The sequence below is a fragment of the Streptomyces armeniacus genome (assembly GCF_003355155.1).
GTDB lineage: Bacteria > Actinomycetota > Actinomycetes > Streptomycetales > Streptomycetaceae > Streptomyces > Streptomyces armeniacus.
The window spans coordinates 6,447,169-6,460,044 of record NZ_CP031320.1 but is presented as its reverse complement, the minus strand read 5'-3'; the positions used below and the strand labels follow the sequence as shown (position 1 = coordinate 6,460,044).

The 12,876-nt window shown below is 71.4% G+C and carries 13 protein-coding genes and 1 pseudogene; 9 read left to right on the top strand and 5 right to left on the bottom strand.

Going from position 1 to position 12,876, the window contains the following annotated elements; translation table 11 throughout:
* Positions 1-142: 142 nt before the first annotated feature.
* The 4 genes from DVA86_RS28110 to DVA86_RS28095 all read left to right on the top strand — a co-directional run bounded on the left by DVA86_RS28110 (position 143) and on the right by DVA86_RS28095 (position 5,810).
* Complete coding sequence (locus tag DVA86_RS28110; protein WP_208882489.1) at positions 143-1,771, top strand: alkaline phosphatase D family protein; 1,629 nt, start codon at positions 143-145, stop codon at positions 1,769-1,771.
* Between the two features lie 82 nt (positions 1,772-1,853).
* A complete protein-coding gene (locus DVA86_RS28105; RefSeq protein ID WP_208882487.1) occupies positions 1,854-3,308 on the top strand; it encodes a multidrug effflux MFS transporter in 1,455 nt (484 codons plus the stop codon).
* Positions 3,290-4,531, top strand: coding sequence for a serine hydrolase domain-containing protein (locus DVA86_RS28100; protein ID WP_208882485.1), 1,242 nt, complete (start codon positions 3,290-3,292; stop codon positions 4,529-4,531). The genes DVA86_RS28105 and DVA86_RS28100 overlap by 19 nt, the downstream gene beginning before the upstream one ends.
* Positions 4,532-4,718: 187 nt before the next feature.
* Positions 4,719-5,810: a small ribosomal subunit Rsm22 family protein gene (locus DVA86_RS28095; protein WP_208882483.1), complete on the top strand. Its 1,092-nt coding sequence runs from the start codon at positions 4,719-4,721 to the stop codon at positions 5,808-5,810.
* Between the two features lie 56 nt (positions 5,811-5,866).
* Here the strand turns inward: DVA86_RS28095 and ddaH are convergent, their stop codons facing one another.
* Complete coding sequence (ddaH, locus tag DVA86_RS28090; RefSeq protein ID WP_425470938.1) at positions 5,867-6,676, bottom strand: dimethylargininase; 810 nt, start codon at positions 6,674-6,676, stop codon at positions 5,867-5,869.
* A 326-nt stretch (positions 6,677-7,002) separates the two neighbouring features.
* Between ddaH and DVA86_RS28085 the strand changes: the two genes are divergently transcribed.
* Positions 7,003-7,737, top strand: coding sequence for a bifunctional DNA primase/polymerase (locus tag DVA86_RS28085; protein WP_208882481.1), 735 nt, complete (start codon positions 7,003-7,005; stop codon positions 7,735-7,737).
* A 163-nt stretch (positions 7,738-7,900) separates the two neighbouring features.
* Positions 7,901-8,029: pseudogene (locus DVA86_RS28075) on the top strand (IS630 family transposase); the annotation flags it as partial.
* Here the strand turns inward: DVA86_RS28075 and DVA86_RS28070 are convergent.
* Together DVA86_RS28070 and DVA86_RS28065 are read right to left on the bottom strand one after the other, a co-directional pair.
* A complete protein-coding gene (locus tag DVA86_RS28070; protein WP_208882479.1) occupies positions 8,026-8,988 on the bottom strand; it encodes an IS481 family transposase in 963 nt (320 codons plus the stop codon). The pseudogene DVA86_RS28075 and the gene DVA86_RS28070 overlap by 4 nt on opposite strands.
* Positions 8,989-9,099: 111 nt before the next feature.
* Positions 9,100-9,600, bottom strand: a complete 501-nt coding sequence (locus DVA86_RS28065; protein ID WP_208882477.1) for a hypothetical protein — start codon at positions 9,598-9,600, stop codon at positions 9,100-9,102.
* A gap of 165 nt (positions 9,601-9,765) precedes the next feature.
* Between DVA86_RS28065 and DVA86_RS28060 the strand changes: the two genes are divergently transcribed.
* Entirely contained in the window at positions 9,766-9,969 is a 204-nt protein-coding gene (locus tag DVA86_RS28060; RefSeq protein WP_121517519.1) for a plasmid partition protein ParG, read from the top strand.
* Positions 9,966-10,343 (top strand): hypothetical protein, encoded by a 378-nt coding sequence (locus DVA86_RS28055; RefSeq protein ID WP_245997281.1) that lies wholly within the window; start codon positions 9,966-9,968, stop codon positions 10,341-10,343. The genes DVA86_RS28060 and DVA86_RS28055 overlap by 4 nt, the downstream gene beginning before the upstream one ends.
* Positions 10,344-10,489: 146 nt before the next feature.
* Here the strand turns inward: DVA86_RS28055 and DVA86_RS28050 are convergent, their stop codons facing one another.
* Complete coding sequence (locus DVA86_RS28050) at positions 10,490-11,065, bottom strand: TerD family protein (RefSeq protein ID WP_208882475.1); 576 nt, start codon at positions 11,063-11,065, stop codon at positions 10,490-10,492.
* A 178-nt stretch (positions 11,066-11,243) separates the two neighbouring features.
* Between DVA86_RS28050 and arfB the strand changes: the two genes are divergently transcribed.
* Positions 11,244-11,672: an alternative ribosome rescue aminoacyl-tRNA hydrolase ArfB gene (gene arfB / locus DVA86_RS28045; RefSeq protein WP_208882474.1), complete on the top strand. Its 429-nt coding sequence runs from the start codon at positions 11,244-11,246 to the stop codon at positions 11,670-11,672.
* 125 nt (positions 11,673-11,797) lie between these two features.
* On the opposite strand, the gene DVA86_RS28040 is transcribed toward arfB, so the two are convergent.
* On the bottom strand, positions 11,798-12,550 hold the full coding sequence (locus DVA86_RS28040) for a DedA family protein (protein ID WP_208882472.1): 753 nt from the start codon (positions 12,548-12,550) through the stop codon (positions 11,798-11,800).
* Positions 12,551-12,876: the final 326 nt, after the last annotated feature.

Sequence of the window (12,876 nt, the reverse complement as noted above, 5' to 3'; positions counted from 1 at the left end):
CCGGCCCGGCGTCCGGCCCGACGCGCGGTCAGTCGCGCAGCCACTCGCGCAGGCAGTCGCGCGGTCAGTCGCCATCCGATGGTCATACGTCTGTCGCGTACGCGCCAACGAGACGCCGCCCCGGTCCGTTGCACTCGGCCGTATGACGCAACCAGTGAGCGCCGACCACGAACTCCGTGCCGCCGCCCGCCACTTGGGCCGCCGCCGGTTTCTGACCGTATCCGGTGCAGCACTCGCACTGGCTTTCGGCACGAACCTTCCCAATACCGCCCACGCCGTGTCCACACTTAATCCTATGAGAATCGAAAAGGAACCCTTCACCCTAGGTGTGGCATCAGGTGATCCAATGCCCGATTCCGTGGTGCTCTGGACCAGACTGGCGCCCGAGCCGTACCAGGCGGACAGCGGACTCCCCGCCGAGCCCGTGACCGTCGAGTGGGAGATCGCCGAGGACGAGGACTTCTTCCTCACGGCCGGCTCGGGGCAGGTCGTCGCGCACCCCGAGTTCCACCACGCCGTCCACGTCGAGCCGGACGGACTGGAGCCGGGGCAGACGTACTACTACCGCTTCACGGTGGGCGAGTGGACCAGCCCGGTGGGCCGTACGCGTACGGCGCCCGCCGCCGACGCAGAGGTCGAGTCGCTGCGCTTCGCCGCCGTCTCGTGCCAGGCGTACCACCAGGGCTACTTCACGGCCCTGAAGCACCTCGCCGCGGAAGACCTCGACGTGGTCTTCCATCTGGGCGACTACCTGTACGAGTACGCCGTGGACTCCGCGGGCGGCGCACGCGCGTACAAGGACGTCGTCCTCCCCGCGCACTTCAACAAGGAGACGATGACCCTCGAGGACTACCGTCTCCGCTACTCGCTCTACCACGCCGACAAGGACCTGCAGGCCGCGCACGCCGCACACCCGTGGGTCGTGACGTGGGACGACCACGAGACCGAGAACAACTACGCCGACGAGGTCCCCGAGGACGGCAGCAGCGCCGAGAAGTTCCTCGTACGCCGGGCAGCCGCGTACCGCGCGTACTACGAGAACATGCCGCTGCGGAAGCCGCAGCAGCCCAAGGGCGCGGACCTCCAGCTGTACCGGCGGCTGCGGTACGGCAAGCTGGCGCAGTTCGACGTGCTCGACACCCGGCAGTACCGCGACGACCAGGCCAACGGCGACGGCTGGCAGGTTCCCACGCCCGAATCCGAGGACCCCTCCCGCACGGTGACCGGCGCCGAGCAGGAGCGCTGGCTGATCGACGGCTGGAAGGCGTCCGACGCCCTGTGGAACGTCCTCCCGCAGCAGATCATCTTCGCCCGCCGGCGCAACCAGGTGAAGGAGCCCTCCCCGGTCTCCATGGACGCCTGGGACGGCTACCCCGGCAACCGCAAGCGGGTGCTGGACGGCGCCCGTACGGCCGGCGTCAAGAACCTCGTCGTCCTCTCCGGTGACGTCCACGTCCACTACGCGATGGACATCAAAGAGGACTACGACAAGCCGGACTCCCGCACACTCGGCGTGGAATTGGTCACCACGTCCCTCGCCAGCGGCATGGACGGCGCCGAGCGTCCGGACGACTGGGAAGTGATGCTCAAGGCGAACCCGCACATGAAGTACTTCGACGGGCGGCGCGGATACCTGCTGGTCACGATGGACCGGCAGCAGCTGCGGGCCGACTACCGCATCGTCTCGAAGGTCACCTCACCGGGCGGCACCATCAGCACGGCGCGGTCCTTCACGTCCCGCGCGGGTGACCCAGGTCTCAAGGACGCGTGATCCCTGACCGGCGAATCGGGTGGGCCGGGGCAGGTTTTGCTGGGAGAATGTGTCTGCCGTTAACAATCTCCTGGAGAGGTGCATGACCGACCCCGGCCCTTCTAGTCCGGCCGTACTCCCTACGACTCCCGAACACCCCGCCACCGTCCCCGGCGCCCGCGGCGCTTCCGGCGCCCCCCGCGCCTCCGCCGCAACCGGCACCCAGACCGGCAAAGCCGGTCAGCAGTACGGGAAGCCCGGCCAGCACGGGAAGCCCGGCCACCCCGCTCACTCCGGGGGACCCGGCCAGCCCGGGAAACCAGGCCAGAGCTCCCCGTCCGTACCGCCGTTCACACCGCGCCGGCGCGCCGGGCTCATGGTCACCCTCATCCTCGGCAGCCTCACCGCCCTGCCCGCGCTCTCGATGGACATGTACCTTCCGGCGCTCCCGGACGTCGGCGGCGCCATGCACACCCCGGCCGCCACCGTCCAGCTCACGCTGACCGCCTGCCTGCTGGGCCTCGCCGTGGGCCAGCTCGTCGTCGGCCCCATGAGCGACCGGTTCGGCCGCCGCAGGCCGCTGCTCATCGGCTCGCTCGGATACGTGCTGGCCAGCGCCGCCTGCGCGGTCGCGCCGACCATCGAGACGCTGACGCTGTTCCGGCTGCTCCAGGGCCTCTGCGGCGCCGCGGGCATCGTCATAGCGCGCGCCGTGGTCCGAGACCTGTACGACGGGCTCGCCATGGCCCGCTTCTTCTCCACGCTCATGCTGATCTCCGGCGTGGCACCGATCCTCGCGCCCGTACTCGGCGGCCAGGTGCTGCGCTTCACCGACTGGCGCGGGGTCTTCCTGATCCTCACCGGCATCGGCGTACTGCTGACCTTCATCGTGCTGCGCTGGCTGCCCGAGACCCTGCCACCGGGCGAGCGGCACAGCGGCGGTGTCCCGGCCGCCCTGCACACCATGCGCGGCCTGTTCCGCGACCGCGTCTTCACCGGCTACCTCCTCGCGGGTGCCTTCACCTTCGCCGGGCTGTTCGCGTACGTGGCGGCCTCGCCGTTCGTCATGCAGGAGATCTACGGCGCCTCGCCGCAGACGTACAGCCTGCTGTTCATGGCGAACTCCATCGGGCTGGTCGCCGTCGGCCAGATCAACGGCAAGATCCTCGTCGGCCGCGTGCCGCTGGACAAGGTGATCGCCTTCGGGCTGTGCGTCGTGCTGTCCGCGGCCGTCTCCCTGCTGCTGATGACCACCGGCGTCTTCGGGCGGCCCGGCCTGCTGCCCGTCGCCACCGGGCTGTTCGTGCTGATGTCCGGCATGGCGCTGATCCTGCCCAACGCCAACTCCCAGGCCCTGATGCGCACTCCGCACGCCGCCGGCTCCGCCTCGGCGCTGCTGGGCACCTCGCAGTTCCTCATCGGCGCCATCACGTCGCCGCTCGTCGGGATCGCCGGCGAGCACACCGCCGTACCCATGGCAATCGTCCAGCTCGCCTCGCTGCTCCTGGCCGCGGCCTGTTTCGTGGCACTCTGCCGACCATGGCGTACGCGAGACTGAGGCACGCGGCCTCACCTGAACGGGCCGGCCTGCGGGCGGCGGAACTGGCCGGACTCACCGCGGACATCGACGCGCTGCCCGGCACCTGGTGCTCCGGCGCCGTGGTGCTGGCGGGGCGCGGCCCGTACGTGGCGGTCGAACACGCGGCGGGCTGGGCCGTGCGCTACGCCTCGTACGACCCGGAGCGCGGGCTGGGCGTCGAACTGCCCCGCGAGCAGTGGGTGCCCGCCAGGCCCGACACGGTCTTCGACCTCGCCTCGCTCACGAAGCTGTTCACGGCGGTCGCGGTGCTCCAGCAGGCCGAACGGGGGACGGTGGAGCTGGACCGGGCGATCACGTCGTACGCGCGGACGGCGGCCGGCGGGATCGGGAGCGCGGGCGCGGGTGCGGGCGGTGCGGGTGGCGCGGCCGGCCTGGGCGGGGACGCCGGGCTCGGCGGTCTCGGGCTCGCCGCGTTAAAGGTGCCCGAGCACGGTCTGACGCTCCAGCACCTGCTCACCCACACCTCCGGGCTCCGGCCCGAACTCCCGCTGTACGACCACGAACCCAAGACCCGCATGGAACGCGTCTGGGCCGAGGAGCCCCTCACCCCGCCCGGCGGCGCGTACCGCTACTCCGACCTCAACCTGCTCCTCGCCCAGAGCGTGCTGGAACTCGTCACCGGGCGCCCGCTCGACGCCCTCATACGCGAGGGGATCACGCGCCCGCTCGGCATGACCCGCACCCGCTTCCGGCCCCCACGCGGCTGGCGCCCCCGCATCGCCGCCACCGAGGACCAGCGCAAGCCCTGGGCGAAGATGGACCGGGGCATGCTGCGGGGCCGCGTACACGACGAGAACGCCCACGCCCTGAACGGCGTCGCCGGCCACGCCGGGCTGTTCAGCACGGCGGGCGACCTCGCGGTGCTCTGCCGCACGCTGCTGACGGGCGGCGCGTACGGGCCGGCGCGCATCCTCGCCCCGTCGTCGGTGGCCCGGCTCCTCGAACCGCCGGGGCTGGGCTTCGGCGTCGGACAGCCGTGGTTCATGGGCGAGTTGGCGGGCCCCCTGAGCGACGGGCGCGCGGCGGGCCACACGGGCTTCACGGGCACGAGCCTGGTCCTCGACCCGGTCACCGACACGTTCCTGATCCTGCTCGCCAACACGGTCCACCCGGTCCGCCGCCCCCCGGACTCCACCCCACGTGCGGCAGCGGCCACGCGCCTGGCGAGGGCGGTGCTGTGACGTGTGTGTGCCGTAGCCGTGCGTCTGTGTCCTGGCCGTACGTGGGTGTTGCGGCCCCTCGTGATTCCGCCGGGCTCTCGGTGTGGTGGCGCGCCGCCGCGGCGGCGGGAGGAATGCGTGCGCTTGCGCACGTGGTGCCGTTGCCTCCGGCGGAGAGGGGCCTGGGCGGAGCGCCTAGACTGCCCGGGTGGATCATGTCAGGCATCCGGCCGCCGCGGCGGCCCCCGCGCGGGCCGTTGACCAGCAGTTGCGTGCCGCGCTGGACGCCCTTCTGGACGGGCTGCCGCCACGGCAGGCCGCCGCCGCCGTGGAGCGGCTGATCGGCCACTACCGCGGCGACACCCCCACCGGCGCCCCCGTCCTGCGCGACCGCGCGGATGTCGTGGCGTACGCCGCCTACCGGATGCCCGCCACCTTCGAGGCCGCCGCCTCCGCGCTCGACGCGTTCGCCGTACGGGTGCCCGGCTGGCGTCCGGCGTCGCACCTCGACATCGGTGGTGGCACCGGCGCGGCCGTCTGGGCGGCAGCCCGGGTCTGGGGCGACGGTGCGGACGGACCGGCGCGTAAGACCACCGTGCTCGACTGGGCCGCCCCGGCCCTCGACCTCGGCCGCGAGCTGGCCGCGGCGTCCGACTCGGCCGCCCTCCGCGCCGCCGAGTGGCGGCCGCGCAGGCTCACGAACGGCGGCGCGGACGCGGACGCCGACCGCGCCGACGCCGACCGTGCCGACCTCGTCACCGTCTCGTACGTCCTCGGCGAGCTCACCGACGCCGACCGCCGCGCCGTCGTCGCGGGCGCGGCCGGGACCGGTCGTGCGGTGGTGGTCGTCGAGCCCGGCACCCCGGACGGCTACCTGCGCGTCCGCGCGGCCCGTGACGTGCTGACCGGCGCCGGCCTGACCGTGCTGGCCCCCTGCCCGCACAGCGACCGCTGCCCCATCACGCCGGGCGAGGACTGGTGCCACTTCGCGGCGCGCGTCAGCCGTTCGTCGCTGCACCGGCAGGTGAAGGGCGGTTCGCTCGCGTACGAGGACGAGAAGTTCAGCTACGTGGCGGCCGTGCGCCCGGCGGCCGTACGCCCCGACACGGGCGCACCGGGCGAACCGGCCGCCTCCCGAGTCGTACGCAAGCCGCAGCTGCGCAAAGGCCAGGTGCTGCTGGACCTGTGCACCGCCGGGGACGGGCTGCGCCGCGTGACGGTCAGCAAGCGCCAGGGCCCGGTGTACCGGGCCGCGCGCGACACCGGCTGGGGCGCGGAGTGGCCGCCGCCCCAGCCGTAGGGCCGTAAGGCCGTGGGACCGTGTAAGGCCGAGGCCCGCAGACGGAGGGGGCCGCGCTACCCGCGTAGCTCCGCGGTCACGCACTTCACGCTGCCGCCGCCCTTCAGCAGTTCGCCGAGGTCGATGCCGACCGGCTCGTAGCCGCGCTCGCGCAGCGGCTCGAACAGGCCCTGTGCCGTCTGCGGCAGCAGTACGTGGTGGCCGTCGCTCACCGCGTTCATGCCGAACGCCCGTGCGTCCGCCTCCGTCGCGATCAGCGCGTCCGGGAACAGCCGGGCGAGGACGGCGCGGCTGCCCGGCGAGAACGCCTCCGGGTAGTACATGACCTCGCCGTCGACCGTGTCGTCGAGGACGCACAGCGCCGTGTCCAGGTGGTAGTAGCGCGGGTCGATCAGGTCGAGGCCGATCACCGGGCGTCCGAAGAACTCCTGTACCTCGCCGTGTGACAGCGGGCTGCTGCGGAAGCCGCGCCCGGCGAGCAGCCAGGAGGGGGTGACGGCGAAGTCGCCCTCGCCCTCGTTGATGTGCTCGGGTTCGCGTACGTCCTCGTAGCCGTGCCCGCGGTACCAGGCCAGGTGGGCGGCGGCCTCGGCCGTACGCTCCGGGTACGCGAAGCGGGCGCCGAGCACGCGGCCGTCGACGACGAGGGCGCCGTTCGCGGCGTACACCATGTCCGGGAGGCCGGGCTGCGGCTCCAGCTCCTCGACGGTGTGGCCGAGGACGCGGTAGCGGTCGCGCAGATGCTCCCACTGCGTGACGGCGAGGGGCAGGTCCACCGGTTTGCCGGGGTCCATCCAGGGGTTGATGGAGTACGTGACGCGGAAGTGCTCGGGTGGGCACATCAGATAGCGGCGGGAACTGAACAACGAGAGCTCCTCACGGGATCGCCGTGCACTGTCGGAGACATCGTCCACTGTCCGGCGCGGGTTCGCCGCTGAACCGGCTGAACCGGCGAAAGATCCACGGGCGCCGCCCGGACGCCCCCGTACGCCCCCCGCGCGCCGCCCGTGCGCCCTCTGTACGTCGTCTCCGTGCCGCCCGTATGCCACCCGGGTGCGCGTTCGCCCGTGCGGAGGAGGAGACTGGACGACGGTTACCCGTGTCCGAGGATTCGGTGATGCACCGGCGTGCCGCTGCGTACCCTCGACACATCCGGAGCCACGCCGCCCTGGTCGGGAGAGTGAGGGGATAGATGGAACGCGAGAGCAGATTCTCCCAGTGGCTGCGCCGCCGTGCCCGCACCGGCGGCGGTACCGCCGGGGCGGGCGGCGAAGCGGCCCGCGAGGATCTGCTGCGGGCCGCCGCCGGAGCGGGCTTCCCGCTCGCGCCCGCCGCGTACCCGGAGGGATACGGCTGCTCCTGTGTACGCATCGGCTGCCCCACCCCCGGGCGGCACCCCGTCTCGTTCGCCTGGCAGACGCAGGCGACCACCGACCCCGACCAGATCACCCGCTGGGCGCAGGGCCAGCCGCAGGCGAACTTCATCACCGCCACCGGCCGTGCGCACGACGTCCTCGACGTGCCCGCGGAGGCGGGCCGCATGGCGCTGGAGCGGCTGGACACGGAGGGTACCGAGACCGGCCCCGTGGCGCTCTCGGGCGGCGACCGGATGCTGTTCTTCACCGCCACCCGCGGCACCCCGGAGGACGAGGACGAGTGGTGGCCGTGCGAGCTGGACTGCCACCCGGAGACGATGGACGAGCATCCGGGCCTGCGCTGGCACTGCCGCGGCAGCTACGTGCTCGTGCCCCCGGCCCGGCTGCCCGGCGAGGGCCCCGACGCGGTGGTCCGCTGGGTACGCCCGCCGGTCCCCGGCGCGACCCTCCCGGAGCCGCTGACGCTGCTGGAGCCGCTGACGGACGCGTGCGCGGTGTACGCGGGCGCCACCACGGACCAGGAGACAGCGGCACCCTGGCCGGTCCGCTAGCCGCACGGCCGCGGCGGGACTTGAAGGCACGGCCTAGGTGTATTGACCCGCAGGGTTGTTGACGCGGGTGATGGGCGGGTGTCCGTCGAGTGCGGTGTGGCAGCGGTGGTGGTTGTAGGTGTGGAGGAAGTTTGCCAGGGCTGCGGTTCGCTCGGTGTTCGAGGTAGACATCCGTGCCTGGATCACCGCATGGAACACCGACCCCAAGCCCTACGTGTGGACCAAGACCGCAGACGAGATCCTCGAACGCCTCGCCAGCTATCTGAACAGAATTCCCGACTCAGAAGACTAGCTGTGTTGTTCGGACAGGTTGGTGATGCGGCTGGCTGGTGGGTGGCCGCCGATGCCGGTGTGGGGTCGGTGGTAGTTGTACCAGTCGAGCCAGTCGGGAAACGCTGCCTGCCGTTCGCTGTCTGAGGTGTAGGGCCGCTGATAGGCCCATTCCTCGAGCAGGGTGCGGTGGAAGCGTTCGACCTTGCCGTTGGTCTGAGGCCTCCAGGGCCTGGTCCAGCGGGGGCTGATGCCCAGGTCGTGGCAGGTGGTGCGCCAGGTGTTCTTGCTGTAGGCCCAGGCGTTGTCGGTGATGACCCGCTCGATGGTCACGCCGCGGGCGGTGAACCAGGCGGCGGCCCGGGTCAGGAAGCCGGCGCAGGTGGCGGCCTTCTCGTCGGGCAGGTCTTCGGTGTAGGCGAGACGGGTGTGGTCGTCCAGGGCGGTGTGCAGGTAGGCGTATCCGGTCCCGTTGCGGCGGTCCTGGTGGGCCCGGCCGGCTGCGCGGCCGAGGACCTTGTGGCCGCCGCCGTCGGAGATACGGCCGAGTTTCTTGACGTCGATGTGGACCAGTTCCCCGGGCCGGGAGCGTTCATAGCGGCGCACGGGTTCGCCGGTGGCGCGGTCCAGCGTGGACAGGGCGGGCAGGTGGTGGCGGATGAGGATGCGGTGGGCGGTGGAGGCGGCTATGCCGCAGCGGGCGGCCAGCCGTACCGGCCCGATCCGGTGCTCGCGCCGCAGGTGCAGGACCTGCTGCTCGACCGTGGCAGAGGTCTGGCGCGGGCTGTGGTGAGGGCGGCTGGAGCGGTCGTGCATCCCGGCCGCGCCCAGCTGCCGGTAGCGGTTGGCCCAGCGCATGGCAGTGGTATGGCTGACCTGGAAGCGTTCCGCGGCCCGCCGCAGCGGCCAGCCGTCGTCCACAACACACCGGGCCAGACGCAGCCTGCCGGTCGGGGTCAGCGGGGCATTACGGTGGGACACGAGGGCCTCCTGGCGGTCGGCGGTAGATGTCGCAATCCACACCGAACCCAGAAGGCCCTCACCTGTTCAACAACCCGGCCCGCGTGTCACCAACGTCCCGAGACAACACACCTAGACCCGGGGGAAGCGCGCCTGGAGCTGCCACACCGCCGGGTTCTCCGACAGGCCCTCGTGCATGTCGGCGAGATCCGCGATCAGGTCGTGCAGGAAGTCCCGTGCCTCGCGGCGCACCGTCGCGTACGGGAACACCAGCGGCGGGTCGTCCACGTACTGCCAGTCCGCGGTGATCTCCACCCGGCCGCGCCGCTCCTCGAACAGCAGGCAGTCGGTGGTCTCGGTGAAGTCCAGCTCGGCGCGGCGGGGTTGGGCACCCTGCGCCGCGGGCGGGCCGCCGGGGCCGAGCTCCTCGACGATGTCGCACAGCGCCCACCCGAAGTCGAGCACCGGCAACCATCCCCAGGCTGTGGACAGTTCGCGGCCGCTCTCCGTGTCCGCGATGTGGATGTCGCCGCAGAACAGATCGTGCCGCAGGGTCCGTACGTCCGCCGTGCGGTAGTCCGTCTGCGGCGGGTCGGGGAAGCGGGGGGACAGGGAATAGCCGATGTCGAGCACGACGCGATGGTGTCACGACAGCGGCCGCACAGTGGGGTTGACTTGGGGTGATCGGCTTGCGACATGGCGTCGTCGCCGACTAGCGTTCCGGCAGGGATCCAAGCTCGACGCGGGGCGCCGGCGGCTGCCGTGGCGCGTACAGCAGCGGCGCTGTACGGTGATCGCATGTCGAAGCACGTCACGATCCGCCTGGACGAGGAGTTCCACGAGCGCCTCAAGGCTCGCGCGGCGGAGCAGGGCACCACGGTCACCGCGCTGATCACCGAAGCGACGAAGCGGGAGCTGGACGAGGACAGGGCGAGGTTCCTCGCCGGAGTCGACGAGTTCGCCGAGCATTGGGACTACTTCCAGGAGCGATTCGGACTGTGAAGATCACAATGGAGTGGGCGTGGAGCGCACTTGCGCAGCACCTCCCCTCCGACCCCACTGTCTGGGACCCCTCGGGGGTGGTGGCCGCGGTCGCCCGCCATCAGAACGACCTCGTGCTCGTCGCGGACCAGCCGGAGCCGGACATAGCCTGGCGGGCCGCTGCGTTCCTGCACACGCTGGCGGTCTGCCCGCCGCTGGAATCACCGATGAACGAGTTCTACGCCGCCGCCGCGACCCGCTCGTACCTCCGCGTGGCGGGCGCGAAGGCCCTGCCGGACGCGGAGACCTTCGCCGATCTGGTGGAGGCGGCGAAGCAGGGGCGCGCGGACGTGTCGGCCGTCGCGGCCGAGCTGCGTACGCGCCTGGTGACCTGAACCCCGGCGTCCGGCTCTCCCCGGAGCGCCCTTTACAACAGCGCCTCTCGACAGCAGCGCCTCTCAACGACTCGGCGGCGCCCCCTCGTTGGGGACGCCGCCGACTGCGTTACGAGGCGGGCCGGGCCCGCGTCAGACCTGCCGCGTCAGATGTTGACGCCGAAGTCCTGGGCGATGCCCGCGAGACCGGCGGCGTAACCCTGGCCGACCGCGCGGAACTTCCACTCGGCGCCGTTGCGGTACAGCTCGCCGAAGACCATGGCGGTCTCGGTGGCGGCGTCCTCGCTCAGGTCGTAGCGGGCGATCTCGGTGCCGCCGGCCTGATTGACGACGCGGATGTACGCGTTCCGCACCTGGCCGAAGTTCTGGCTGCGGGTCTCCGCGTCGTAGATCGACACGGGGAAGACGATCTTGTCGATCTCGGCCGGGAGGCCCTGCAGATTGACGTTGATCTGCTCGTCGTCGCCCTCGCCCTGACCGGTGGTGTTGTCACCGGAGTGCACGATCGTCTGGTCCGGGGTGGCCTTGTTGTTGAAGAAGATGAAGTGCTGGTCCGAGTGGACCTTGCCCTGCGCGTTCACGGCGATGGCGCTCGCGTCGAGGTCGAAGTCGGTGCCCGTGGTGCTACGGACGTCCCAGCCGAGGCCGACCGTGACGGCGGTGAGGCCAGGTGCCTCCTTGGTGAGCGAGACGTTGCCGCCCTTGGACAGGCTTACAGCCATGGGGATGCCCTTCTCTGTGTGCGTGTCAGCGGGTTCAGATCCTTCACCCTCTCACCCTCCACAACGCAGCCGGGGCAGGGGCGGGTTCCTGGTTTCTTTACGTTCTTTGCCCGCGATCCGTCCCGCCCCCGCGGGAAAGCGGATGACGGCGGCCGTTTGAGGCGGGATCATGGGGCACATGTCCGGGCCCTGGTTCATCCGCGGCTCGGTCTCCCTCCCGGAGGCCGAGCTCAGTTGGCGTTTCACGAAGTCCTCGGGGCCCGGCGGGCAGCACGTCAACACCACGGACAGCGCGGTGGAGCTCCGCCTCGACCTCGCCCGCACCGAGTCGCTGCCGCCCGTGTGGCAGGCCCGCGCCCTGGAACGGCTCTCCGGCCGCCTGACCGACGGCGTGCTCACCGTCCGCGCCTCCGAGCACCGCTCGCAGTGGCGCAACCGCGAGACGGCGGCCGTACGGATGGCCGCGCTGCTCGCGGAGGCCACCGCCCCGCCGCCGCGGCAGCGCCGCAAGCGGAAGATTCCGAAGGGGATCAACGAGCGGCGGCTGCGCGAGAAGAAGCGCCGCGCGGATGTGAAGCGGGGCCGCTCGGGCCGCGACTGGTCCTGACCTGGCGGCCGTTCCCGACGGCGGCACGCACCACCCGTACGCGCGCACCGTACGCAGACCTCCGCACGTACGCCGCCGTACTCACGCCGCCGTCCGTACGCGCCTCCGTACGCACGCGCGCCGCGTCAGCGTATGGCGTGCCGTCCCTTGCGCCGCGACTTCCGGCCGCCCGTGCCTCCCTGGGGCGGGCCCGCGCCGTCCGGGCCGCTGCCGTCCCCGGCCGCGTTCGCCGAGGTGTCCGCTGCCGCGGCGTTCGCGGAGGAGCGCCGCGCACGGAGGTACTCGATCACGATCGGCAGCACCGACAGCAGCACGATCAGGATGAGGATGCTCTCGATGTGTGCGTGGACGAAGTCGACCTTCCCCAGGCTGGCGCCCAGCAGCGTGACACCGGCGCCCCAGAGGATGCCGCCGACCACGTTGAAGATCACGAAGGTGCGGTAGTTCATCCGGCTGACGCCCGCGATGATCGGCGTGAACGTCCGCACGATCGGCACGAACCGCGCCAGCACCAGCGACTTGGGGCCGTACTTCTCGAAGAACTCGTGCGCCTTCTCCACGTTCTCCTGCTTGAAGAGGCGCGAGTCTGGCCGTTTGAAGAGGCTGGGGCCGACCTTGCGGCCGAAGAGATAGCCCACCTGGTCGCCGGCCACCGCCGCGATCACGATGAGCAGGCACACCAGCCACAGCGGGTAGTGCAGGTACTGGCCGGTCGTGACCAGCAGTCCGGTCGTGAACAGCAGCGAGTCGCCCGGCAGGAAGAACCCGATCAGCAGGCCCGACTCGGCGAACACGATGGTGAGGATGCCGATCAGCCCGAAGGTCTGGATCAGGTAGTCCGGGTCGAGCCAGCTTGGCCCGAGCGCGAGAACGGTCACCGGGCAGTCTCCTGGTCGCACGGAAGGATCAAGCCGCCCGTAGGAAGCGGCTCAGACGGATCGAACCGTCTGCTCGAGCCGCCTGCCGGGTTCGAACCGACGACCTTCTGTTGACAAGTCGGCAGCTACGACGCTGGTCAGCTCTGGCCCACTCTAACAGCCCCGCTCACACCCTCTGGGCGAGGGAAGCGGGCCGGGCCCACTCCGGAAGACCCTTGCCACGCCTGCGAGTTGCGGTGACCTCCGTACACGCGGCCGCTCGCACCCGCCGCCCTTCCGGCGGCCGCTGGTGCGATCTGCCACAAGATTGATAGATTCATCTCAGA

Bases quoted from the DNA above. Each gene is read 5' to 3' on its own strand.
- DVA86_RS28110 (WP_208882489.1), top strand. From the start codon at position 143: ATGACGCAACCAGTGAGCGCCGACCACGAACTCCGTGCCGCCGCCCGC.
- DVA86_RS28105 (WP_208882487.1), top strand. From the start codon at position 1,854: ATGACCGACCCCGGCCCTTCTAGTCCGGCCGTACTCCCTACGACTCCC.
- DVA86_RS28100 (WP_208882485.1), top strand. From the start codon at position 3,290: ATGGCGTACGCGAGACTGAGGCACGCGGCCTCACCTGAACGGGCCGGC.
- DVA86_RS28085 (WP_208882481.1), top strand. From the start codon at position 7,003: ATGGAACGCGAGAGCAGATTCTCCCAGTGGCTGCGCCGCCGTGCCCGC.
- DVA86_RS28060 (WP_121517519.1), top strand. From the start codon at position 9,766: ATGTCGAAGCACGTCACGATCCGCCTGGACGAGGAGTTCCACGAGCGC.
- DVA86_RS28050 (WP_208882475.1), bottom strand. From the start codon at position 11,065: ATGGCTGTAAGCCTGTCCAAGGGCGGCAACGTCTCGCTCACCAAGGAG.
- arfB (WP_208882474.1), top strand. From the start codon at position 11,244: ATGTCCGGGCCCTGGTTCATCCGCGGCTCGGTCTCCCTCCCGGAGGCC.